Source organism: Nocardia xishanensis NBRC 101358 (assembly GCF_001613365.1).
Classification (GTDB): domain Bacteria; phylum Actinomycetota; class Actinomycetes; order Mycobacteriales; family Mycobacteriaceae; genus Nocardia; species Nocardia xishanensis.
In genome coordinates, this window is record NZ_BDCF01000020.1 from 14340 (window position 1) to 36584 (window position 22245).

Annotated in this window: 24 protein-coding genes; 15 read left to right on the top strand and 9 right to left on the bottom strand. The window is 69.6% G+C overall.

Going from position 1 to position 22245, the window contains the following annotated elements; genetic code table 11:
- Positions 1–128 precede the first annotated feature (128 nt).
- Positions 129–1016, bottom strand: coding sequence for a glycine betaine ABC transporter substrate-binding protein (locus NX1_RS17510; RefSeq protein ID WP_068060122.1), 888 nt, complete (start codon positions 1014–1016; stop codon positions 129–131).
- A gap of 187 nt (positions 1017–1203) precedes the next feature.
- Here NX1_RS17510 and NX1_RS17515 point away from each other — a divergent pair, with 187 nt between their 5' ends.
- The 5 genes from NX1_RS17515 (at position 1204) to NX1_RS17535 (ending at position 5360) form a co-directional block, all read left to right on the top strand.
- Positions 1204–2136, top strand: a complete 933-nt coding sequence (locus NX1_RS17515; protein ID WP_281216680.1) for an ABC transporter substrate-binding protein — start codon at positions 1204–1206, stop codon at positions 2134–2136.
- A gap of 34 nt (positions 2137–2170) precedes the next feature.
- Positions 2171–3340 carry an ABC transporter ATP-binding protein gene (locus NX1_RS17520; RefSeq protein WP_068060125.1) on the top strand — a complete coding sequence of 390 codons (1170 nt, stop codon included), beginning with the start codon at positions 2171–2173 and terminating at the stop codon, positions 3338–3340.
- A gap of 49 nt (positions 3341–3389) precedes the next feature.
- The gene (locus NX1_RS17525) at positions 3390–4052 is read left to right on the top strand and encodes an ABC transporter permease (protein WP_068060128.1); all 663 of its coding nucleotides are present in this window, start codon (positions 3390–3392) and stop codon (positions 4050–4052) included.
- Complete coding sequence (locus NX1_RS17530; protein ID WP_068060419.1) at positions 4049–4753, top strand: ABC transporter permease; 705 nt, start codon at positions 4049–4051, stop codon at positions 4751–4753. The genes NX1_RS17525 and NX1_RS17530 overlap by 4 nt, the downstream gene beginning before the upstream one ends.
- Before the next feature lie 181 nt (positions 4754–4934).
- Positions 4935–5360 (top strand): CBS domain-containing protein, encoded by a 426-nt coding sequence (locus NX1_RS17535; RefSeq protein WP_245668547.1) that lies wholly within the window; start codon positions 4935–4937, stop codon positions 5358–5360.
- An 80-nt stretch (positions 5361–5440) separates the two neighbouring features.
- On the opposite strand, the gene NX1_RS17540 is transcribed toward NX1_RS17535, so the two are convergent.
- The 4 genes from NX1_RS17540 to NX1_RS17555 all read right to left on the bottom strand — a co-directional run bounded on the left by NX1_RS17540 (position 5441) and on the right by NX1_RS17555 (position 9923).
- A complete protein-coding gene (locus tag NX1_RS17540; protein WP_068060131.1) occupies positions 5441–6637 on the bottom strand; it encodes an NAD(P)-dependent malic enzyme in 1197 nt (398 codons plus the stop codon).
- Positions 6638–7074: 437 nt separating this feature from the next.
- The gene (locus NX1_RS17545; RefSeq protein WP_084501512.1) at positions 7075–8754 is read right to left on the bottom strand and encodes an FAD-dependent oxidoreductase; all 1680 of its coding nucleotides are present in this window, start codon (positions 8752–8754) and stop codon (positions 7075–7077) included.
- A 51-nt stretch (positions 8755–8805) separates the two neighbouring features.
- Complete coding sequence (locus NX1_RS17550; protein ID WP_084501513.1) at positions 8806–9072, bottom strand: hypothetical protein; 267 nt, start codon at positions 9070–9072, stop codon at positions 8806–8808.
- On the bottom strand, positions 9069–9923 hold the full coding sequence (locus NX1_RS17555) for a PHP domain-containing protein (protein ID WP_068060135.1): 855 nt from the start codon (positions 9921–9923) through the stop codon (positions 9069–9071). The genes NX1_RS17550 and NX1_RS17555 overlap by 4 nt, the downstream gene beginning before the upstream one ends.
- Positions 9924–10006: 83 nt before the next feature.
- Between NX1_RS17555 and NX1_RS17560 the strand changes: the two genes are divergently transcribed.
- A complete protein-coding gene (locus tag NX1_RS17560) occupies positions 10007–11080 on the top strand; it encodes a magnesium and cobalt transport protein CorA (RefSeq protein ID WP_068060138.1) in 1074 nt (357 codons plus the stop codon).
- An 18-nt stretch (positions 11081–11098) separates the two neighbouring features.
- Here the strand turns inward: NX1_RS17560 and NX1_RS17565 are convergent, their stop codons facing one another.
- From NX1_RS17565 to NX1_RS17575, 3 genes are read right to left on the bottom strand one after another with little or no spacing between them, the layout of a single operon-like run.
- Positions 11099–11677, bottom strand: a complete 579-nt coding sequence (locus NX1_RS17565; protein WP_084501514.1) for a suppressor of fused domain protein — start codon at positions 11675–11677, stop codon at positions 11099–11101.
- A gap of 4 nt (positions 11678–11681) precedes the next feature.
- Positions 11682–12173, bottom strand: a complete 492-nt coding sequence (locus NX1_RS17570) for a YflT domain-containing protein (protein ID WP_068060141.1) — start codon at positions 12171–12173, stop codon at positions 11682–11684.
- A 12-nt stretch (positions 12174–12185) separates the two neighbouring features.
- Entirely contained in the window at positions 12186–13142 is a 957-nt protein-coding gene (locus tag NX1_RS17575; RefSeq protein ID WP_068060144.1) for an HpcH/HpaI aldolase/citrate lyase family protein, read from the bottom strand.
- Positions 13143–13168: 26 nt separating this feature from the next.
- On the opposite strand from NX1_RS17575, the gene NX1_RS17580 reads away from it, so the two are divergent.
- From NX1_RS17580 to NX1_RS17615, 9 genes are all read left to right on the top strand, one after another.
- Entirely contained in the window at positions 13169–14452 is a 1284-nt protein-coding gene (locus tag NX1_RS17580) for a magnesium transporter MgtE N-terminal domain-containing protein (RefSeq protein WP_068060147.1), read from the top strand.
- On the top strand, positions 14445–15071 hold the full coding sequence (locus NX1_RS17585; protein WP_068060151.1) for a DUF1003 domain-containing protein: 627 nt from the start codon (positions 14445–14447) through the stop codon (positions 15069–15071). The genes NX1_RS17580 and NX1_RS17585 overlap by 8 nt, the downstream gene beginning before the upstream one ends.
- Before the next feature lie 359 nt (positions 15072–15430).
- A complete protein-coding gene (locus tag NX1_RS38430) occupies positions 15431–16681 on the top strand; it encodes a lytic murein transglycosylase (protein ID WP_281216645.1) in 1251 nt (416 codons plus the stop codon).
- A 122-nt stretch (positions 16682–16803) separates the two neighbouring features.
- Complete coding sequence (locus tag NX1_RS17595; protein ID WP_068060157.1) at positions 16804–17649, top strand: lytic transglycosylase domain-containing protein; 846 nt, start codon at positions 16804–16806, stop codon at positions 17647–17649.
- Between the two features lie 19 nt (positions 17650–17668).
- Positions 17669–18805 (top strand): Mrp/NBP35 family ATP-binding protein, encoded by a 1137-nt coding sequence (locus tag NX1_RS17600; RefSeq protein WP_068060160.1) that lies wholly within the window; start codon positions 17669–17671, stop codon positions 18803–18805.
- An 87-nt stretch (positions 18806–18892) separates the two neighbouring features.
- Entirely contained in the window at positions 18893–19312 is a 420-nt protein-coding gene (locus tag NX1_RS35465; RefSeq protein ID WP_084501515.1) for a DivIVA domain-containing protein, read from the top strand.
- 23 nt (positions 19313–19335) lie between these two features.
- Positions 19336–19944: a DNA-3-methyladenine glycosylase I gene (locus NX1_RS17610; RefSeq protein WP_068060430.1), complete on the top strand. Its 609-nt coding sequence runs from the start codon at positions 19336–19338 to the stop codon at positions 19942–19944.
- Between the two features lie 102 nt (positions 19945–20046).
- A complete protein-coding gene (locus NX1_RS35470) occupies positions 20047–20214 on the top strand; it encodes a DUF3117 domain-containing protein (RefSeq protein WP_011211259.1) in 168 nt (55 codons plus the stop codon).
- Positions 20201–21052, top strand: a complete 852-nt coding sequence (locus NX1_RS17615; protein WP_068060161.1) for a putative RNA methyltransferase — start codon at positions 20201–20203, stop codon at positions 21050–21052. The genes NX1_RS35470 and NX1_RS17615 overlap by 14 nt, the downstream gene beginning before the upstream one ends.
- Before the next feature lie 18 nt (positions 21053–21070).
- Here NX1_RS17615 and glgA read toward each other — a convergent pair whose 3' ends face one another.
- Positions 21071–22240, bottom strand: a complete 1170-nt coding sequence (glgA, locus tag NX1_RS17620) for a glycogen synthase (protein ID WP_068060433.1) — start codon at positions 22238–22240, stop codon at positions 21071–21073.
- Positions 22241–22245 lie beyond the last annotated feature (5 nt).

A 22245-nucleotide genomic window follows, 5' to 3' on the forward strand; every position in this document is an offset into this window, starting at 1 on the left:
ATACGGCCCGGAACTCAGCCGCGACAAGAGTGTGCGGCGCCGGTCAACGCGTGATGAGCGCCACGATCACGACTCGATGGCAATCACGAACTCCGCGTGGCACGCCGATAGACGACCCCGCCCGGAACCTACAACCCGTGGTTGTCCAGCCACGCGCGCGCGACCTCACCGGCCGCGGCCCCGTCGCGGACCCGGCGGATCATGTCGACCAACTCGTCCGTCGTCAGTTCCCCCGCAACGTAATTCAGCTTCCGTATGCGCTGATCGTCGAGCAGTCCCTTGCGGAACACCGGGATCACGTTCTCCGCGCGCAGCGCGTACTCGCTGTCGGGCAATACCGTGAGCCCCTCGGCGGCCGATGTGGTGAGCGCGGAGGGACCGCCGACCACACCGACTTGGACCGTGTTGTCCAGCAAGGCATTTCGCAGCGCGGCCGCATCGGGCAACGGCGTCTCGTCCGCGAAGTCGCAGCCCGTCACCGGCGCGGCGCCCTGGCCGCGCAGCGCCTCCGGCGCGGGAGCCAGCCCCGCGCGAAGTTCGGCGCAGCGCGGGACGAGTTCGGTCACGGAATCCAGATCGTCCCGGCGCGCGGCCTCCGCGGTGACCAGCACCCGCGGCCGCAGATCGGTGCCGTCGGCCGGATCCGAGACGACCAACCCCTCAGGCAGCGAGCGGTTCAGAGCCTCGATCACGGCGGATGGCGTGCGCGCCGACGACCCGCTGTCGAAGAAGGCCAGCAGAGCGCCGCTGTGCTCGCCGACCAGCGCGACCCGGCCCGCGTCGAGCGCGGCCAGATAGTCGGCTCGCTGCCCGAGCTGCGGCTGCACGGCGACCTTCAGCCCGGTCCTGGCCAGCGCGCCCGCGTAGACCTCGGCGAGCACCCGCGATTCGATCGCGTCGCCCGCGCCGACGACGAAGGCGGGGCCGGGATCGTCGTTACCGCAGGACACGACGGCCGCCGCGGCCGCGACGACCAATACCCGGGCCAGCACCCGCCTCGACGCGGCCAACACCATCCTGCGACACCAACTCTCCGAAGACGACTACAGCCGACAGAAATACCCGGATGCGGGCAGTATGGACAAGCAGAATGTACCGGTGCCGCTTCGGCCTCGGCCGCACGCACCGTCCGCATCCGCCGGAAGGACCCCCGTGAAGACCACGATCACTCCCGCTGCCGGGCGGTCGGCGCTGCGGCTCGCGCTGCGCGCCTCCCGGCTCCTCGCCGCGGCGACACTCCTTGCCGTCGGCATGATCCTGTCGGCCTGCGGCGATTCCGATCCGCTCGCCGCGGACGGCGACTGCGCGGGCGAGGGCCTGATCGTCGGCTCGGCGAACTTCCCGGAATCCGAGACGATCGCCAACGTGTACGCGGAGGTGTTGCGGGTCAACGGCTTCCAGGTGGACAACCGGCTCGGCATCGGCAGCCGCGAGGCCTACATCCCGGCGCTGCGCCAGTGCGCGATCTCGGTGATCCCGGAGTACACCGGCAACCTGCTCCAGTACCTCGACAAGGACGCGACCGCGACCAGCTCCGCCGACGTCGAGGCCGCGCTGGCGGGCGCGCTCGGCCCCCAGCTGGCCACCGCGGCGCCCGCGTCCGGACAGGACTCCGACGCGGTGGTGGTCACCCGAGCCACCGCGGAGCGCTGGAACTTGCGCACCATCGCCGATCTCGCGCCGCATTCGGCCGAGGTGAAATTCGGCGCGCCGGCGGAATTCCAGGAACGCCAGGGCGGGCTGCCCGGGCTGAAGGAGAACTACGGCCTCGACATCGCCGCCGCCAACTTCGTCCGGATCGCCGACGGCGGCGGCCCGGTGACCGTGCGCGCGCTGGTCGAGGGCCAGGTCACCGCGGCCAATATCTTCACCACCTCCCCCGCCATCGCCGAGAACGATCTCGTCGTGCTGGCCGACCCGAAGCACAACTTCCCGGCGCAGAACGTGATTCCGCTGTTCAACGCCGCCAAGAAGTCCGACAAGGCGATCGCCGCGCTGAACGCGGTCTCGGCGAAGCTCACCACCGAGCAGCTGATCGAGCTGAACACGGCGGTCTCGGGCAGCAGCAAGACCGAGCCCGCGGCGGCCGCCAAGGCGTGGGTCGCCGCGCAGGGGCTGAACACACCGGTCGGGTGATCCGGCAGGGGTGATCGGAAGCGGGAGGGCAGCGGTGTCGGACATCGAGTTCCACGGGATCAGTAAGACCTATCCGGACGGCACGCACGCCGTCACCGACCTGGATCTGCGCATCGAATCGGGGGCGTTCACCGTGTTCGTCGGGCCGTCCGGCTGCGGAAAGACCACATCGCTGCGGATGATCAACCGGATGATCCAGCCCACCTCCGGCAGCATCACCATTGCCGGACAAGACATCTCGACAGTGGATCCGGTGCGGCTCCGGCTCGGCATCGGCTACGTGATCCAGAGCGGCGGCCTGCTGCCGCACCGCACCGTGCTCGACAATGTCGCGACCGTGCCGGTGCTGCGCGGCGATTCGCGCCGGGTGGCGCGCAAGGCGGCGCTCGAGGTCTTGGACCGGGTCGGCCTGGATCGCGGCCTGGCCGATCGCTATCCCGCTCAGCTTTCCGGCGGTCAACAGCAGCGGGTTGGCGTTGCGCGTGCACTGGCCGCCGACCCGCCGATCCTACTGATGGACGAGCCCTTCAGCGCCGTCGACCCGGTGGTGCGGGCCGAATTGCAGACCGAAATGCAGCGGCTGCAAGCCGAATTGCACAAGACCATCGTATTCGTCACCCACGACATCGACGAGGCCGTCACCCTCGGCGACCGGGTCGCGGTGTTCGGCAGGGCGGGCGTGCTCCAGCAGTACGACCCGCCGCAGCGCGTCCTGTCGGGGCCCGCAACGAGTTTCGTCGCCGAATTCGTCGGGCGCGATCGAGGTTATCGCGGCCTTTCCTTCCGCTCCGCCGATGATGTTCCGCTGCAAGAGATTCCGACCGCGACCGCAGGCGCAGTCGGTGCGCTGCGGCTGAAGCGGGGCGACTGGATTCTGGTTGTCGACGAAGCGGCCAAACCGCTCGGGTGGGTCGACGCGACCGGCGTGGCAATGCGGCGCGCGGGCAAGCCGCTGGAGGACTGTATGGCGGCGGGCGGATCGCTGTTCACGCCCGCGGGCGATCTGCGCCAGGCGTTGGACGCCGCGATCTCCTCGCCGTCCGGAATCGGTGTGGTCGTGGACGATTCGGGACGCGTGCGGGGCGGAGTGGTGGCCACAGAGGTGATCGCCCAGCTGGCCAAGCAGCGTGGCGCCGAAGACGCCGAGCGCAGCAGGCTCGCCGGAGAACGGAAAGGCTCCGACAGCGACGGGACGGAGTCGTGAGCGGCCCCGGCTCCACCACCGCACCCCGTCACGACGGGCGGGAGACCGCGTGAGATATCTGGTCGACAACTTCTCCGACATCCTCGCCATCACCAGGACCCACCTGTATCTGGCGTTGACGCCCTTGCTGTTCGGCCTGGCGATCGCGATTCCCGCGGGTGCGGTGATCCGGCGCATCCCGTGGCTGCGGCGCATCACCGTGACCGTCGCGAGCCTGGCCTACACGGTGCCCTCGCTCGCGCTGTTCGTGATCATCCCTCCGCTGGCCGGCCTTTCGGCGATCGATCCGTGGAACGTGATCATCGCGTTGACCGTCTACTCGACCGCGCTGCTGGTGATCGCGGTGCCGGTGGCGCTGGAGTCGGTCCCCGCCGACGTGGTCGACGCCGCCGATGCCGTCGGATTCGGGCCGCTGCGGCGCACGCTGACCGTCGAGATGCCTTTGGCGATACCGGTTTTCGTGTCCAACCTGCGCGTTGTCGTGGTCACTGACATCGCCATGGTGTCGGTCGGCGCGCTGATCGGCGTCGGCGGACTCGGCAAGCTGTTCACCCAGGGCTATCAGCGCGACTATCCGGACGAGATCGTCGCGGGCATCGTCGTGACGCTGGCGCTCGCGCTGGTCTTCGACCGGCTGGTGTACCTGCTCGGCAGGTGGGCGACCCCGTGGACCAGGGCCGACGAGCGAACGCGACGAGGAGCGCGCGCGTGAACCTCTTCGTCGACGCCTGGCGCTATTTCACCGACAGCGCCAACTGGGGCGGACCCACCGGCATCGAAACCCGCCTGGCGCAACACCTCTGGTACACCGTGCTCGCGGTGGCCGGGTCGGCCCTGATTGCGGTGCCGCTCGGATCGATCATCGGCCACCGACGGCGCGGCGCCGCGGTGCTGGTCGGTTTCGCCAATGCGATGCGCGCGCTCCCCACTCTCGGCCTGCTCACGTTCCTGGTGCTGCTGCTGGGGCTCGGGCTGATTCCGCCACTGCTCGCGCTGCTCACCGTCGGCGTCCCGCCGCTGCTGGCGGGCACGTACGCCGGGGTGGCCAACGTGCCCACCGACGTGGTCGACGCATCGAGAGCCATGGGCATGACCGAGCGGCAGATCCTGTTCCGGGTCGAGGTGCCCAACGCCATGCCGATCCTGGTGAACGGCCTGCGCGGCGCCACCCTTCAGGTGGTGGCCACCGCGACCATCGCGGCGTACGTGAACCTCGGCGGGCTCGGCCGCTATATCTTCGACGGCCTCGGGCTGCACCGCTACGACCGGGTGCTGGTCGGCGCGCTGCTGGTGGCGGCGCTCGCGATGCTGCTGGACGGACTGCTCGCGATGGTCGTCTGGGCGACGACGCCCGGCACCGGCCGGCTGCGCCGCACGCCCGTTCCGGTGGACTTTCGGCAAGCCGCGCGCTGACCGTCCTCCATCCCGCCAGGCCGGTCCATCCCCATTGACCATGGATGTGATTCAGGTCACGATTGCATTGGCCGTAGGAGTCGTCAGCCGCGCGCGCTCGACGCAACTGTGGCACACCGCGCCCAGACATGCGCACCTCGAGTCCTGCGGTCACCGAACCATAGACAAGGAGGATGCGAGCATGAACGCACCGATGAAGGCACGTGACATCATGCATGCCGATGCCACATGCATCCCCGCGGACGAGACGATCGACCGCGCCGCCGAGATGATGCGCACTCTGGACGTGGGTGCGCTACCGATCTGCCACAACGACCGCCTCATCGGCATGCTGACCGACCGTGACATCGTCGTGCGCTGCATCGCCGAGGGACACAATCCGGGCCGCATTCGCGCGGGCGATCTCGCCAAGGGCACCCCGCGCTGGGTCGACGCCGACGCCGACCTTCAGCAAGTGCTCGACGTGATGGAGCAGAACCAGATCAAGCGACTGCCGGTCATCGAGGACAAGCGCCTCGTCGGCATGATCTGCGAATCCGATCTGGCCAAGAACGTCTCCGACGCCAAGCTGGCCGAGTTCATCTCGGCCGTCTCCGTGCCGCACTGACCGCCGCTTCCGCTACGGAAATGACGCAGGGCGCCTCGTTCGTCGTTGAACGGGGCGCCCTGTAGTTGCGTAATCGATTGTTACGCAACGCCCTCCGCACGCGCGGCGGCGGCGACAGCCTCGGCGACGGCCGGGGCGACCCGCGGGTCGAGCGGGCTGGGGACGATCTTCTCCGGGCCGAGCTCGTCGGCGACCACGCTCAGGATGGCGTTGGCGGCGGCGATCTTCATGCCCTCGGTGATGCGACGCGCGCCCGCGTCCAGCGCGCCCTTGAAGACGCCAGGGAAGGCGAGCACGTTGTTGATCTGGTTCGGGAAGTCGCTGCGGCCGGTCGCGACGATCGAGGCGTACTTGCGCGCCACGTCGGGGTGGATCTCCGGATCCGGGTTGGACATGGCGAACACGATCGCCTCCGGCGCCATCGAGGCGATGAGCTCCTCGGCGATCAGGCCCGCCGACAGACCGAGGAACACGTCCGCGCCCGCGAGCGCCTCGGCGGCGCCGCCGGTGAGGCCGCGCGGGTTGGTGCGCTCGGCCAGCTCGGACTTCACCTCGTTCAGGTCGCCGCGATCACGGCTCACGATGCCCTTCGAGTCGAGCACGGTGACATCGCGGACGCCGGCGGCGAGCAGGATGTTGGTGCACGCGACACCGGCCGCGCCCGCACCCGACACCACGACCTTCAGTCCGTCGATGTCGCGGCCCTGCACCTTCGCTGCGCCGTTCAGCGCGGCGAGCACCACGATCGCGGTGCCGTGCTGGTCGTCGTGCATGACCGGGCAGTCGAGCGCCTCGATGACGCGCTTCTCGATCTCGAAGCAGCGCGGGGCGGAGATGTCCTCCAGGTTGACCGCGCCGAAGCTCGGGCGCAGCCGGATCAGGGTCTCGACGATCTCGTCGACGTCCTTGGTGTCCAGCACGATCGGGATGGAATCCAGGCCGGCGAACTTCTTGAACAGCGCGGCCTTGCCCTCCATCACCGGCAGCGAGGCGCGCGGGCCGATGTCGCCGAGGCCGAGGACGGCGGTGCCGTCGCTGACCACGACCACCAGGCGGTCGGTCCAGGTGTAGCGCTTGGCCAGCGTCTCGTCCTGAGCGATCGCACGGCTGACCTGAGCGACGCCGGGGGTGTACGCGATCGAGAGGTCGCGCTGAGTCTCCAGCGGAGCCGAAAGCTCGACCGAGAGCTTGCCGCCGAGGTGTCCAGCGAAGATTTCGTCGTTCGTGATCTCGGACAAACTCGCGGTGGCATTCGGTGCGTCAGTCACAGGTGACACGATTTCACTCCTGCTCGGGTCGGGCTGAACCGGGGGACGGTTACCGCCGGGTAATTCGTAATAGGTGATTCGTACCGCTCATCGAGTGCGCTGACATGGACGTTTCGAGTCGGGGCGGGTGTGTCGAAACCCGACGATGAGCTCTATACGTGGCGCTGCACTGATCCGCAGAGCGGGGGCCGGACGGGTGGGTCCGGACAGAACATGCGGGGCGATCCTCGGGGGCGCGACGGTACGTTGCGCGGCGTGGAGCACCGTGGTCCCCGAACCCGGCGGTGGCGTAGGACGGGAATCCGCAACATTCTGCCAGCCGGTCCGATGACTTGCCAAACCGGTGTGTCGGATCCCGGTTGCGCGTCATATTCCGAGGGTAGGTCCCCGGAATTACCCCGAAGTAAGGGGAAACTCGCATCCCTGCATCGCACCGCGGTGAGTTGTCACATCGCCAGGCGGTCCGGTGGTGTGAGGTCCGATTCCTGTCGGCCGGGAATGATCACCGGGGCCTCCGGCGTCGTGGGCGCGAGCTCGAGGCCGACCGGCACCTGGCCGCGCACGACCGCAGGACCGCACACCGCGGCCGGCGGTTCCGACGTTACCCGCCGCAGTCGCTCGGTGCCCACCCAGACGCTGTCCAGCCCGCCCGAGGTCAGCCTGACCCGCCACTCGGCTCCCGCGTCCGGGTGATCGGTGCGCCGATGCATGCCGCGGCTCTCGGTACGCGCCAGCGCGCTGTGCTTGGTCCATCTGGCCACCGCGAGCAGGGCCGCCGCCTGCCTGGCGCGCAGGCGATCGGCGCCGCTGCCGCCGAGGTCGAATGCCGCGCCGGGCCACATGGCGTCGAGCTCGGCGATGCTGTCGCGCAGGCTGCCCGCGCTGCGCCAGTAGCTGCGCCGCAGCGGCAGCGTGTGTTCCTGCACCAGTCCGACGATCGCGCGAGGATCGATGCGCGCCCGCGAAGCGAGACCGGCGCCCGGCACCGGACGCACCGCGCCCGCGGGTCCTCTGGCCCGCGCGAAACGAGCGGCGCCCGCCCCCGCCCAGACGCCGGACGCGATGGCCCAGGCTCCGCTCTGCCCGCCGAAGCCGCTCACCGCGCCCATGATCGGCTCGCGGCTGACCGCGTCACCGGCGCCGAACAGCCCCGCCACCGTGGTCGCGCCGTCCGGACCGGCGAGCGCCAATCCGCCTGTGCCGCGCACCGTTCCCTCCAGCACCGCGCGCAGCGGCACCCGCCCGGCCCGATCGACAGCGCCCTGCCTGGTGAGCCAGTGCCGGACGGCTTCCGGCATATCGGCCACGGACGCGAACACGCGCCGTCCGTCGGCGATGGCGGCGAACACCGCGTGCCGGTCGTCCTCGAAGACGGCGCCGCTCTCGTCGTACAGCATCACGCTGTGCAGCGCGAGCCCCGGAGCGAAACTCGGATGCATCGCCGGTGTCATCGCGTGCGTAGCGGGCGCGAGGCCGTAGGCGCTGGAGAATTCCATACCCGACAGCCGCGCTCCGGCCTCTGCGGCGAGCAACAGACCGTCGCCGGTCGCCACGTCGGTGCCCGCGCCGCCGGAGAGGAAGGCACAACCACCGGTGGCCACCACCACCGCGCCCGCGCGGACCGTCCAGGAGGGAAAGCCGTTGTGCTGCCGCACCCCGGCCGCGCCGGACACCACACCGGCGCCGTCACGCAGCAACTGCAACGCGGGATGGTGATCGAGGACGCGCACCCCCGCCTCGATCGCGGTGCGCCGCATCCGGCGCAGGTAACCGGCGCCGTCGAGGCGGACGCGCTGCGGGCCGGCGCGCGCGTCGTCGGGGAACCGGTAGCCCCAGCCGACCAGCTGTTCGATCCGCCTGTGCGTCTCGTCGAGCACCCGGTGCATCGCGTCCGGATCGCCGAGGTGGCCGCCGTGCGCGTGGGATCGGCGCACCGCCTCGTTCCTGGCCGCGCCCGGCGGGATGTTCCACACCGTCGTACTGCCGAACGCAGAAGGCCCGCTGCTCCCGCAGCGGGCCTTGTCGACGAGCACCACCCTCGCCCCTCCGGAGGCGGCCGAGACGGCCGCCCAGGTTCCGGCGGGGCCGCCGCCTAGAACCAGCACATCCGTCTCGATGTCGATCACAAGAAAAGATGTTCGTCCACAATTCACCCGGCCGCAACCAGTACCGGACCGTCAACCCCACCACTGTGTCCAGAGCAATACTCCGGTGACGAAGAAAACGACCGCGGACCCGGAAAAAGCGAGAAAACCCCGATGCCTATCCGAAAAGATCTGCGCCACAACGACAGTCGCCGAGGCAAGCAGATGCCAGGTTACCGACTCCGCGCCGGGACCTGGGAAGCCGCGCCGCGCGCCGATCGCCGCCGCGCCGACGACGACCAACGTCAACAGCACCGTGCCCGCCGCGGCCACGCCGCTGAGCGCGCGGACGTATCTCACGAGACGATCACGGGCACGCCCGTCGCCTTGCCCGTCAGCTCCTCGAATTGCGCCGGATCGGTGGTGAATTCGCCGAGGCGGATGGTCTTGTTGGCGCCGTGGTAGTCGGACGAGCCGGTGGTGAGCAGACCCAGTTCGTCCGCCAGCTCGGTGAGCACGGCGCGATCGGCGGCGGAATGGTCGGGGTGGTCGACCTCGAGTCCGCCGAGCCCGAGGGTGGCGAGTTCCCTGATGTCGTCCACGGCGAGCAGCCGTCCCCGCTTACGAGCCCTGGTGTGGGCGAGCACGCTGACCCCGCCCGCGCCCGCGATCATCTCGACCGCGCGATGCAGCGGCGTGTCGGCCTTCTCCGCGTAGTACGGACCGCGCGGCGCGAGCAGCTCGACGAAGGCGGCGTCCACGCTCGGCACCACCCCGGCCTCGACCAACGCCCGCGCCAGGTGCGGACGCCCGGCCGACGGGCCGGCGGAAGCGAGCACCGCGTCCGGATCGATCGGCAGTCCGTCGGCGGCCATCAGCTCGGCCATCGCGCGCAGCCGGTACACCCGCTCGGTGCGCAGCCGCTCGCGCTCCTCGGCGAAACCTCGGTCGGCCGGATCGAACAGGTAGGCCAGCAGATGCACCGGCACCGGCCAGCCGTCCTCGCCGAGCCCGACGCACGACATCTCCATCCCGCGCACCAGCGTCATGCCCTTCGGTAGCGCGTCGACCGCCTCCGCCCATCCGGCCGTGGTGTCGTGATCGGTGATCGCGACGACGTCGAGACCGGCCGCCGCCGCGTTGCGCACGAGCTCGGCCGGTGTGTCGGTGCCGTCGGACGCGGTCGAATGGGTATGCAGGTCGATGCGCACGTCCTCCAGTCTTACAGTGCGCGATCTTCGGCAGGCACGGCAGCCGACGGCTGCGCCCGGCGACGGCATCTAGCATCGTCGTCGTGCCGTCCATACCGCCTCTGTCGTCTTTCCGCGGGCAGGGCCGCGCGTCGACGCCGCGTCCACGCATTCCGGTTCCCACCGCGCGAGCCATCGTCGACTGCGCCGTCTACGTCGAAGGGCGCAGGCTGCCTGGCAGGTTCACCCACGACGAAGCGCTCGCCGAGGCCCGCTCACGCGGAGGTTTCGTCTGGATCGGCCTGCACGATCCCGACCAGACGCAGATGGCCGACATCGCATCGACCTTCGACCTGCATCCGCTGGCCGTCGACGACGCCGTCAAGTCCCATCAGCGGCCCAAACTGGAACGCTACGACGACACGCTGTTCCTGGTGCTGCGCACCGTGTCCTATGTCCCGCACGAAATGGACGGCGTCAGCGAGATAGTCGAGACCGGCGACATCATGGTGTTCACCGGAACCGACTTCGCGGTGACCGTCCGGCACGGCGAGCACAGCGGTCTGGCCGGAGTGCGTCGCGAACTGGAGGGCCGTCCCGAGCGGTTGGGCCACGGCCCGTACGCCGTGCTGCACATGGTGGCCGACCACGTCGTCGACTCCTACATCGAGGTGGCGACCCGGGTGGAGAACGACATCGACGAGATGGAAGAGCAAGTCTTCACCCCGCGCAATCACGTCACCATCGAGTCGATCTATCAGCTCAAGCGCGAGGTCGTCGAACTGCGCCGCGCGGTCAATCCGCTCGCGGCGCCGCTGCAATTCCTCGCGCACAAACCGGATCTGCCGGTGCCCAAGGAGATTCGGCGCTACCTGCGCGACGTGGCCGACCACCACACCGCGGTCGCCGAGCGCATCTCCGATTTCGACGAGTCGCTCAGCGAACTGGTCGGCGCGGCGCTGGCCAAGATCAGCCTGCAACAGAACACCGACATGCGGAAGATCTCCGCGTGGGTGGCCATCGCGGCGGTGCCGACCATGGTCGCGGGTATCTACGGGATGAACTTCGAGCACATGCCCGAACTGAAATGGACCTACGGCTACGGCATGGTCCTGCTGTTCATCGTGACGGTGTGCGCCGGGCTGTTCGTCACGTTCCGCCGCAACGACTGGCTCTGAACGCCACGCGGCACTCGCCTACAGCGTCGCTGCCCCGCGCCCGGGGTCGCGGACGTCGATGCCCGCTTCCCGCCACGCGTCGCGCAGCGCCTGCGCGCCACGCACCCGCACCCACGCCGCCTCGGTGGCGGTTACCGGCGTCACCGTCAGATACCTGACCGGCTCGGCGGGCTCGGGCAGCGGAATCTCCGGAATCTCGCTGTCACCGAGCAGCGCCGCGGTGAACGCCGCGCCCTGCCACAGCGGCTCGCCCAGATCGAGCAACGCATCGGCTTGCAGCACAACGCCTTCCACGGAAGGCGTGGCGACCAGGATGCCGAGCGCCTTGGGCAGGCCCGGCATGGCGATGCCCGACCGCAGCGTCAGCACCAGCTCAGCGCGCGGGCCGCGCACCGGATCGGCGTGCAGGTCACCGGGATCGCCCATCGGATGACGCGAGCCGCCGAGCGTCGCGTAGTGCACCACATCGCCGTCGACGATCCGCAGGATCTCGATCGGCTCCAGGCCGAGAAACGTCACCGAGGCCGAATCCACGCCCGTCGCGGCCACACCATAGTGGTCGAGCACGCCGGTGCGCACCGTGTCCAGCACGTCCATGCGCTCAGATCGCCAACCGCGCGAGCATGTCCCGCGCCTGTTCGGCCGACTTCGGGTCGCACAGCACGTCGTAGCGGCCCGCCACCAGCTGCATGGTGGAGGCGAAATCGCGCTGACCCCTGGTGGCCGCGTACGGAATCGAAGTCGAGATGACGCCGAAGATGATGCCGCCGACCAGGCCGACCAGCAACGGACCGAACGCGCCGCTGGTGGTGAACAAACTCAGCAGCAGACCGAGGAACAGACCGAGCCAGGCGCCGGAGACCACGCCGCCGCCGATCACCTTGCCCCAGTTCAGGCGGTAGAGCACGCGCTCGACCTGCATCAGGTCGACACCGACGATCGTCACGTCCTGCACCGGAAATTGGTTGTCGGCCAGGTAGTCGACCGCCCGCTGCGCCTCGGCGTAGGTCGGGTAGGAGCCAACCGGCCAGCCCGACGGCGGGGTCGGCAACCCCTGGCGGGCACGGTTGGAATTCCCCAAGGGATTCGTCATGACTCCATTCTGCTATTCCGCGCGGCCGTTCGGTGCTGTGAAACGCGTGGTGCGCGTCATGCCAGCGGCCCGGCCCTTGTCCGCCACCACCTGAGCCATCTTCGCGCTGGCCTCGTCGATCATCTCGTCGCCGAGCATGACAGCGCCGCGCGCGCCGCCCTCGGCCGAGGTGTGGAAGGCGTAGGCGTCCAGGATTTCCTCGGCCCGGTCGTAGTCGGCCTGGCGCGGGCTGAAGATCTCGTTGGCCGCGTCGATCTGGCCTGGGTGCAGCACCCACTTGCCGTCGTAGCCGAGTGCCGCGGTGCGCGCCGCGGCCCTGCGGAAACCGTCGACGTCGCGAATCTGCAAGTAGGGGCCGTCGATCGCCTGCAAGCCGTGAGCGCGCGCGGCGAGCAGGATGGTCATCAGGATGTGGTGGTATGCGTCGCCGGTGTCGTAGCCCTCCGGCTGTTCGCCGACCACCAGGGTGCGCATGTTGATGCTGGCCATGAAGTCGGCCGGGCCGAAGACCAGCGCTTGGACCCGCGGGCTCGCGGTGGCGATCTCGTCGATGTTGCGCAGGCCCATGGCGTTTTCCAGCTGCGGTTCGATGCCGATCCGTCCGACCTCGAGCCCGTTGGCCTTCTCGACCTGGGTGAGCAGCAGATCCAGCGCCCGCACCTGGCCCGCGTCGGTGACCTTGGGCAGCAGGATCGCGTCGATGACGCGGCCCGCGCCCGCTACGACCGTGATCACGTCAGCGTAGGTCCACGCGGTCGTCCAGTCGTTGACCCGCACCACCCGCAGTTGCGAACCCCAGCCCGGCTGATTCAGCGCGGCCACGATGTTCGCGCGCGCCGCGGCCTTGGCCACCGGCGCCACCGCGTCCTCCAGATCGAGGAAGACCTCGTCGACCGGCAACCCCTTGGCTTTCTCGATCATCTTGGGGTTGCTGCCTGGCACGGCGAGCACAGATCGGCGCGGCTTCATGGAGCCTCCTGTCTAGTCTGGCAAGCATGGCAGCTACCAGGGTGTACGTCGCCAGGCTCGCCGGCCTGGCGGTGCTGGGACCGGACGGGGAGTCTATCGGCCGGGTCCGCGACGTGGTCGTGGCGATCCGCTACGACCGTCAGGTACCGCGCGTGCACGGCCTGGTCGTCGAATTGCCGAGCAGGCGGCGGATTTTCGTGCCGATGTTGCGGGTGACCTCGGTCGAACCCGGCATGGTGACGCTCAACACAGGCACCGTGAGCCTGCGCCGTTTCCAGCAGCGACCAGGCGAGATGCTCGCGCTGGCGCAGATCGTGGATTCCAAGGTGCGCGTTGACGATCCGGAGCTGCCCGACCTGGCCGGCGTCGATCTCTTCGTGGTCGATCTCGGCATCGAACTGACCAGGACCAGGGATTGGCGGGTCTCCCGCGTCGCGGTGCGCGGGCACCGGCGGATCGGGCGGCGGCGCACCGTGCACGTCGTCGAATGGACCACGGTGTCCGGCCTGACCCCCTACGAGATCGGCAGGCCGGGCCAGGACGTCACCCAGCTGCTCGAACAGTTCGAGGGCTTGCGCCCCGCCGACGTCGCGCATCTGCTCCGCGAACTGCCGGAGAAGCGCCGCATGGAGGTCGCCGAGGCGCTCGACGACGAGCGGCTCGCCGACGTGGTGCAGGAACTCCCCGACGACGATCAGGTCGACCTGCTCGGCCACCTCGAGGTGCGCCGCGCCGCCGACGTGCTCGAGGCGATGGATCCCGACGACGCGGCCGACCTGCTCGGGGAACTGCCGACGGGGGAACGCGAATCGCTGCTCGCGATGATGGACCCCGAGGAATCCGAACCGGTGCGCAGGCTGCTCGCGCACTCCCCCGACACCGCGGGCGGTCTGATGACGACCAAGCCCGTGGTGCTGACGCCCGCGACAACGGTCGCCGAGGCGCTGGCCAGGGTGCGCAACCCCGACCTCACGCCCGCGCTCGCGTCCATGGTCTTCGTCGTCCGCCCGCCGACCGCGACGCCCACCGGGCCCTACCTCGGCTGCGTGCATATCCAGCAACTACTCCGCGAACCGCCGGCGCACCTGGTGGGCGGCATCATCGATTCCGATCTCGCACCGCTGCGCGCCGAGGTGCCGCTCTCCGCGGTGACCAGGTATTTCGCCACCTACAACCTCGTGTGCGGGCCGGTGGTGGACAACGAGAACCATCTGCTCGGCGCGGTCAGCGTCGACGACGTGCTCGACCATCTGCTGCCGGAGGACTGGCGCGAGGAAGAGCAGCACGAAGGGATTCCGGCGCATGACTGACAAGAATCCGCCGGCGGGCGTCAGCAGGGTCGGCGCCAGCTCCGCCAGGCAGCGTTTGGAGATGCCGGTCGAGACCCGCTTCCGATTCGATTGGGACGCAGAGGCATTGGCGCGCAGCTCGGAGCGGGTGGCCCGATTCCTCGGTACCGGAAGGTATCTCGCGCTGCAGACGATCGTGGTGATCATCTGGATCCTCCTCAACGTCTTCGTGGTCGCGCTGCGCTGGGACCCGTATCCGTTCATCCTGTTGAATCTCGCGTTCTCCACCCAGGCCGCCTACGCCGCGCCGCTGATCCTGCTGGCGCAGAACCGTCAGGACAACCGCGATCGCGTGGCGCTCGAAGAGGACCGGACGCGCGCGGCACAAACCAAGGCGGACACCGAATTTCTGGCCCGCGAACTCGCAGCGCTGCGCATCGCGGTCGGCGATGTGGCGACTCGCGACTATCTACGGCGCGAATTGGAGGAGATGCGCGAGGTTCTCGACCGCATCGAGTCCGCGACAGGCCAGGAAAGCGACGCGACGCGTGAGGCCAAGCCCGGCAAGGCCGGTCGCAAGAAATCCTCCGGCGGAAAGCAGCCCCACCTTCAGGTTTCACCGCCCGTTGCTGACGATTGACCGGAAATGCTCAACAACCTACTGACCGCTGGGTAACCTGGACAACGTTGTCCTGAGCGGGGCCCGGCTCGGTTTGTCCGGGACACCGCTCCCACGACGTAGAGGATTGGTGTGGCCGAATGCGAGTTTCCGCTCCGATAACCATGTCGGCCCTCGTTGTCGCTGGTCTGGTCGCTACCGGGTCAGCGACGCACAGCACTACCTCGAGCGCGCCGCCGCAGGCTCCGGAAGCGCTGCTCGCCGCGTCGGCCGGGCGCGGCGGCACGGGCAACGGCACGGACACCGAATCCGGAGGCGACTCGTCTCGGACAGTAGGGCTGCTACCGGTCGCGCCGGACACTCCCCGCAAACTTCGAGCTATGACTCCGCCCGCCGATGGGATGCCGCCTTTCGGCGGCAGGGTGCCACTGCACGACGTCAGGTTGCCCTCGGTCGGCGGCGCGCTCGGCATTCCGGAGATCGTGCTGGCCGCGTACCGGAACGCGGAGCTGGCGCTGGAGTCCTCGATGCCCGGGTGCGGCCTGCCGTGGAATCTGCTGGCCGGCATCGGCCGGATCGAGTCGGCGCACGCGGGCAACGGCCGCACCGACGCGGCGGGCACGACGGTGACCCCGATCTTCGGACCCGCGCTGGACGGCACGCTGCCAGGCAACGAAGTCATCAAGGCCGCGGAGGGCGGGTACGTGCGGGCCATCGGCCCGATGCAGTTCCTGCCGGGCACCTGGGGCCTGTACGCCGCCGACGGCAACGGCGACGGCGTCGCCGACCCGCACAACGTCTTCGACGCCGCCCTGGCCGCGGGCAAGTACCTGTGCTCGGGCGGGCTGAACCTACGCGATCCCGCGCAGGAGTTGCGCGCGGTGCTGCGCTACAACAACTCGATGTCCTACGCGGCCAACGTGTTGAGTTGGTCGGCGGCCTACCGCACCGGCGGCAGTCCGAGCCAGGTCAACATCTCCCCGGAACTGATCCCGCCTGGCTCGGCGCCGATGATCACCGCGGGCCCGGACATGTCCGCGGTGCAGACCACCCTGCCCACCCCACCCCCCGCCTCGCCCGCGGACCGGGTGCCGTCTTCCCCGGTTCCGCTGGCTCCGGCGCCGACACAGGTGATGATCACCATCCCGGGCTTGCCGCCGATTCCGTGCGGCATCTTCTGCCCGGCAGCGCCGCCGCCGCCCGCCAACCCGTGCGAGCAGGTCGCGGTGCCCGCGCCGATGCCGCGGCCGGGCGAGCCTGCGCGCCCGCTCGGGGCGCGCCAGGAATTCGGCGCGGAACCGCGCGACCCGAACGTCCCCGTCGAGGCAGGCGAACCGCTCGATCCGAACGATCCGGCCCGTGACCTGAAACCGCAGCCGAATCCGGTGTGCACGCCGCAAGCGCAAGGGCAGCAGGCACCCCAGGCGGGCGGGCCCGCGCCCGCGCCTGCCCCCGCTCCTGCTCCTGCTCCCGCCGAGGAGCAGCCGAACCCGGAGCCGGAGGTCGCCAAGACCCCCGAACCCGCGCCCGCCGAGCAGCCTTCCGTCGCGCCCGCCCCGACCCAACAGCCCGGCATCACACTGCCGTTCGGCATCGTCATCCCGCTGCCGCCCGCTCCGCCACAAGGCTGAGACCAAACCTCCAGGCAGATCACGAAGCAGTAACAAAAAGATCTCGAATGCGGTAATCTCTCCTTCGTCCACGAAGGGCTCGTCAGCGGGCCTTTGTGTAACCGGAGGAGGGACACCACACCGTGGGGCGTCACCGTAAGCAATCGCCTGCTCCTATCAAGCGCGGCTCCGTAATCGCACTGACCGGATTGGTTCCCGCCGGATTCGTGGCATGCGCCGCGGCGTCCGATCTGGATTCCGATCAGGCCGCAGTTCAATTCGCCTCCGGCGACGATCAGGAGGGCGCGCTCGGCGCCAGATCCGCCGACTCGGTCGAGTTCGTCGCGCACGCCATGGCCCAGCAGCGCACCGCCGTCCCGCCGGTCGTGAAAACCGTTGCGCTGTCCGCGGATCGGGTGAAGTCCGACCTGCCCGCCGGACAGCTGGGCGTGCCGGGCGTCGCGATCGCCGCCTACCAGAACGCCGAGCGCAGGCTGGACGCCGAGAACCCGGTGTGCGAGATGCCGTGGACGCTACTGGCCGGCATCGGGCGCGTCGAGTCCACCCACGCCTTCGGCGGCAAGGCCGACTCCGACGGCAACCCGCTGAGCCCGGTCTACGGCCCGGTCCTCGACGGCTCGCTCGCGGGCAACAACGTCATCCGCGACAGCGACGACGGCGAACTCGACGGACTCGCGGGCTACGACCGCGCCGTTGGCCCGATGCAGTTCCTGCCCTCGACGTGGAAGCGCTACGCCGCCGACGGCAACGGCGACGGCATCGCCGACCCGCAGAACCTCTTCGACGCCGCGCTGACGGCCGGGAAGTACCTGTGCGACGGCGGGTTGAACATGCGCGACCTGGCCCAGCAGTCGCGCGCGATTCTGCGCTACAACAACTCCATGGCTTACGTCGCGAACGTCATGGCGTGGTCGAATTCCTACGGCAACGGGGTCGCACCCAAGCCCGCCCAGCTGCCGCGGATCTGATCCGCCTAAAATTTCTGTTATGCCAGTGGTAACGGAATCGGATGTGCGTGGTGCGCTCGCGAAGGTCGACGACCCGGAGATCCGGAAACCGATCACCGAACTGGGCATGGTGAAAAGCGTCGCGATCGACGCCGAAAGCAATGTCCATGTCGAGGTCTACCTGACGACGGCGGGCTGCCCGCTGCGTACCGAGATCACCCAGCGGGTCACCAAGGCGGTGGCGGACGTCCCCGGCGTCGGCGCCATCTCCGTCGAGCTCGACGTGATGAACGACGAGCAGCGCACCAGTCTGCGCAAGCAGCTGCGCGGCGACTCGGCCGACCCGGTGATCCCCTTCGCCCAGCCGGGCTCGCTGACCCGCGTGTACGCGGTCGCGTCCGGCAAGGGCGGCGTCGGAAAGTCCTCGGTCACAGTCAATCTCGCGGCCGCCATGGCCGCGCGCGGCCTGTCCGTCGGCGTGCTCGACGCAGACATCTACGGCCATTCGGTGCCGCGCATGCTCGGCACCGACGCCAGGCCGACCCAGGTCGAGCGGATGATCATGCCGCCCGTCGCGCACGAGGTGAAGGTCATCTCGATCGCCATGTTCACCCAGGGCAACACGCCCGTGGTGTGGCGCGGCCCGATGCTGCACCGTGCGTTGCAGCAGTTTCTCGCCGACGTGTTCTGGGGCGATCTGGACATCCTGCTGCTCGACCTGCCACCCGGCACCGGCGACGTTGCCATCTCCATCGCCCAGCTCATCCCGAACGCGGAGATCCTGGTCGTCACCACCCCGCAGGTCGCCGCCGCCGAGGTGGCCGAGCGGGCGGGCTCGATCGCGCTGCAGACCCGTCAGCGGATCGCGGGCGTGGTGGAGAACATGTCCTGGCTCGACCTGCCCGACGGAAGCCGGATGGAGCTCTACGGCTCCGGCGGCGGTCAGACCGTCGCCGACAGCCTGACCCGCGCGGTCGGCGCGACCGTGCCGCTGCTCGGTCAGATCCCGATCGAGCAGAGTCTCCGCGAGGCGGGCGACGAGGGCACCCCGATCGTGCTGCGCGATCCGGACAGCGCGTCGGCCAAGGCGCTGATCGAGGTCGCCGACAAGCTCGCGGTGCGCCGCCGCGGCCTGGCGGGCATGTCGCTCGGCATCGACACCACGCGGCATCTGTAGCGTCCTCGCGAAATCGGTTCACGCCCGGGCGATCGTCTCCGCTCGGGCGTGAACGAGCATGTCGGACGGGCGGAATAAGCTCGTGTCATGCTCACGCTGCTGTTGTACGTGCTGATCGTCGGCCTGGTGGCCGCGGTGCTCTTCCTGCTCGCGAGTGCGATCTTCGGGCGCGGTGAGGAACTCGGCCCGCTGCCCGAGGGCACGACGGCCACCGTGCTGCCCGCCGAGGGCATCACCGGCGCCGACGTGCGCGCGCTGCGCTTCCAGCAGGTGGTGCGCGGCTACAAGGCGGGCGAGGTGGACTGGGCGCTGGCCAGGCTCGCCGCCCGCATCGACGAACTTCAGCTGGAACTCGCGCATGCTCGCGGCGACACGACAGGCCGCGGCCTGACCGTCGAGACGGGCGCGGAAGACGTCGCGCGTCACGACACCGCCGTGGCGCCCCGCCACGACACCGAGCGCCCGGCGTCGCCTTGGCCCGCCCCGAGCACCCCGGAAAAGCCGTGACCGCCCCGCGCGCCGACGACGGCATGATCCGCTGCCCGTGGGCGGAGTCCTCACAGCTGTATCGCGATTACCACGACTTCGAATGGGGCGAGCCGCTGCGCGGCCCCGACGCGATGTTCGAGCGGGTCTGCCTCGAGGCGTTCCAGTCGGGCCTTTCCTGGATCACGATCCTGCGCAAGCGCCCGGCCTTCCGTTCGGCGTTCGCCGAGTTCTCGATCGATCGCGTCGCGGCGTTCGGCGAGGCGGACGTGGCCCGTCTGCTCGCCGATCGAGGCATCGTCCGGAACCGCGCCAAGATCGAGGCGGCGATCGCCAACGCCAGAGCCGCCGAGGCGCTCGACCGCGGCCTCGACGAGTTGATCTGGTCGTTCGCGCCGCCGCGACGACCGCGCCCGGAAACCATCGCCGACGTGCCCGCGACGAGTCCCGAATCCATAGCTCTGGCAAAAGAATTGAAGCGGCGCGGGTTTCGTTTCGTCGGACCGACCACCGCCTACGCACTGATGCAGGCGACCGGAATGGTCGACGATCACCTGGCCGATTGCTGGGTCGGAAGTGACCCGCACAACACCGCCCGAGCGATCACATTTCGAACTCAGGTATCCGTCCACAACGGCGATAGGGAAGAATAGGACGGGTGTAGCTCGCCAAATGCCGGTGAGCTACCTGGTTGGTGACAACTGTAGTTCCAAGAAAGTGCGCAGAAAACCGCGCAGATCTGGAGGGAGCAGAGGATGGCGGCCATGAAGCCCCGCACCGGGGACGGTCCCCTCGAGGCAACCAAGGAAGGGCGTGGAATCGTTATGCGGGTTCCACTCGAGGGTGGCGGGCGTCTGGTCGTCGAACTCACGCCGGATGAGGCAGCGGCGCTTGGCGACGAATTGAAGAGTGTCACCAGCTAGTCCCTCGGCACTCGCTGATGTGGCCGGCCTGCTGGCCTGTCCGGAATGCCGTCTCGCGCTCGAGGCGGTGGACCGGGCGCTGCGCTGCGGTCGCGGCCACAGTTTCGACATCGCCAAACAGGGCTACGTCAGCTTGCTGACCGGTGCGTCGACCAAGATGACCGGCGACACCGCGGCCATGCTGGACGCCCGTGCCGCCTTCCAGGGCGAGGGGCATTTCGCGCCCATCGCCGCCGCCGTGGCCACCGCCGTCGGACCGGTCGGCGATCGGGCCCTGTTGGAGGTCGGCGCGGGTACCGGCTATTACCTGGCCGCGGCGCTCGACGCCGCACCCGGAGCCCGTGGCATCGCGCTGGACGTGGCCAAACCCGCCGCCCGCCGCTGCGCCCGCACTCATCCTCGCGCCGCAGCGGTGCTCGCCGACGCCTGGCGCGGCCTACCGGTCCGCGACGGCGTGCTGACGGGAGTGCTCTCGGTGTTCGCGCCACGCAATCCGGCGGAAGCGGCCAGGGTGCTCGACGCGGACGGCCGTTTCGTCGTCGCCGCGCCGACCGCCCGTCATCTGGCCGAGCTGATCGATCCGCTCGGCATGGTCACCGTCGACCCGGACAAGGATCGCCGCATCACCGAGTCCATGTCGGGCTTGTTCGAGCAGGTGGACCGGGTCGTCGTCGAGTATCCGATGAAGCTCGACCGCGCCGAGGTGGCCGATGTGGTCGGGATGGGCCCCTCGGCGCATCACGCCGAACGAGGGCGCGATCCTCGCGCGGTGGCGCTGCCCGAGCACACGGAGGTGACCGCTTCGGTCACGGTGTCGACGTATCGCCGCCGCGCCTGACCATGTGCCACCGCCGGTTCACGGCTTGCGCACGTGCTCGTAGACCTCGACGGTCCGCTCCGCGATCCGCGACCAGTCGAATTCCGCGATGGCCCTTGCCCGCCCCGCGGCGCCGAATTCGGCGGCCAGGATCGGGTCGCCCGCGACCTCGTTGACGGCGGCGGCCAAGCCACGCTCGTAGTCGACGGCCGCGCCCGCGTCGTAGTGCACGAGCCTGCCGGTGCCGCCGTCGGCGACCACCTCCGGGATGCCGCCGACGTCGGAGGCGACGACCGCGGTGGCGCAGGCCATGGCCTCCAGGTTCACGATGCCGAGCGGCTCGTACACCGACGGGCAGACGAACACGGCGGCGGCCGCGAGAATCTGCCTGATCTGCTCGGTGGGCAGCATTTCCCGCACCCAGAAGACATTTCCGCGCCGGCGCTGCAATTCGGCGACCGCGGCGGCCGTCTCGTCCTCCAGTTCCTTGGTGTCCGGCGCGCCCGCGCACAGCACCAGCTGGATCTCCGGCGCGAACTCGCGCGCGGCGGCGAGCAGGTGGCCGACGCCCTTCTGCCGGGTGATGCGGCCGACGAAGGCGACGATCGGCCGGTCGGTACGCACCCCGAGCTCGTCCAAGATCGGACGCTCGCCGGCGGCGGGCGGACCCGGCCGCCAGAGCGTGGCATCGATGCCGTTGTGCACCACGTGGACCCGGCTCGGGTCGATCGCCGGGTAGGCGTCGAGCACGTCCTGGCGCATGCCCTCGCTCACCGCGATGACGGCGTCGGCGTGCTCCATGGCGTTGCGCTCCGACCAGGAGGACAGCCGGTAGCCGCCGCCGAGCTGTTCGGCCTTCCACGGACGGCGCGGCTCCAGCGAGTGCGCGGTGAGCACGTGCGGAATGCCGTACAGTGCGGCGGCCAGGTGCCCGGCCAGACCGGTGTACCAGGTGTGCGAGTGCACCACGTCCACGTCGCCCGCCGCGTCGGCCATCCGCAGCTGCGCGGACATCATCTGCAGCGCGGCGTTGGCGGCGTAGAGTGTCGCGTCCGGCTGGTGCACGACGGCGCCGGCGCGCTCGGCGCCCATGCAGTGCACGGTCACCTCGCAGAGCCTGCGCAATTCGGCGGCCAGCTGGGTGACGTGTACGCCCGCGCCGCCGTACACCTCGGGTGGGTATTCGCGGGTCAACATCGCGACGCGCAATCGGT

What these genes read in the sequence shown, in the direction of transcription:
- NX1_RS35465 (WP_084501515.1), top strand. Translation starts at nt 18,893, where the DNA reads ATGCTCACGCTGCTGTTGTACGTGCTGATCGTCGGCCTGGTGGCCGCG.
- NX1_RS38430 (WP_281216645.1), top strand. Translation starts at nt 15,431, where the DNA reads ATGACTCCGCCCGCCGATGGGATGCCGCCTTTCGGCGGCAGGGTGCCA.
- NX1_RS17565 (WP_084501514.1), bottom strand. Translation starts at nt 11,677, where the DNA reads ATGGACGTGCTGGACACGGTGCGCACCGGCGTGCTCGACCACTATGGT.
- NX1_RS17575 (WP_068060144.1), bottom strand. Translation starts at nt 13,142, where the DNA reads ATGAAGCCGCGCCGATCTGTGCTCGCCGTGCCAGGCAGCAACCCCAAG.
- NX1_RS17570 (WP_068060141.1), bottom strand. Translation starts at nt 12,173, where the DNA reads ATGACGAATCCCTTGGGGAATTCCAACCGTGCCCGCCAGGGGTTGCCG.
- NX1_RS17535 (WP_245668547.1), top strand. Translation starts at nt 4,935, where the DNA reads ATGAACGCACCGATGAAGGCACGTGACATCATGCATGCCGATGCCACA.
- NX1_RS17610 (WP_068060430.1), top strand. Translation starts at nt 19,336, where the DNA reads ATGATCCGCTGCCCGTGGGCGGAGTCCTCACAGCTGTATCGCGATTAC.
- NX1_RS17510 (WP_068060122.1), bottom strand. Translation starts at nt 1,016, where the DNA reads ATGGTGTTGGCCGCGTCGAGGCGGGTGCTGGCCCGGGTATTGGTCGTC.
- NX1_RS17585 (WP_068060151.1), top strand. Translation starts at nt 14,445, where the DNA reads ATGACTGACAAGAATCCGCCGGCGGGCGTCAGCAGGGTCGGCGCCAGC.
- NX1_RS17580 (WP_068060147.1), top strand. Translation starts at nt 13,169, where the DNA reads ATGGCAGCTACCAGGGTGTACGTCGCCAGGCTCGCCGGCCTGGCGGTG.
- NX1_RS17600 (WP_068060160.1), top strand. Translation starts at nt 17,669, where the DNA reads ATGCCAGTGGTAACGGAATCGGATGTGCGTGGTGCGCTCGCGAAGGTC.
- NX1_RS35470 (WP_011211259.1), top strand. Translation starts at nt 20,047, where the DNA reads ATGGCGGCCATGAAGCCCCGCACCGGGGACGGTCCCCTCGAGGCAACC.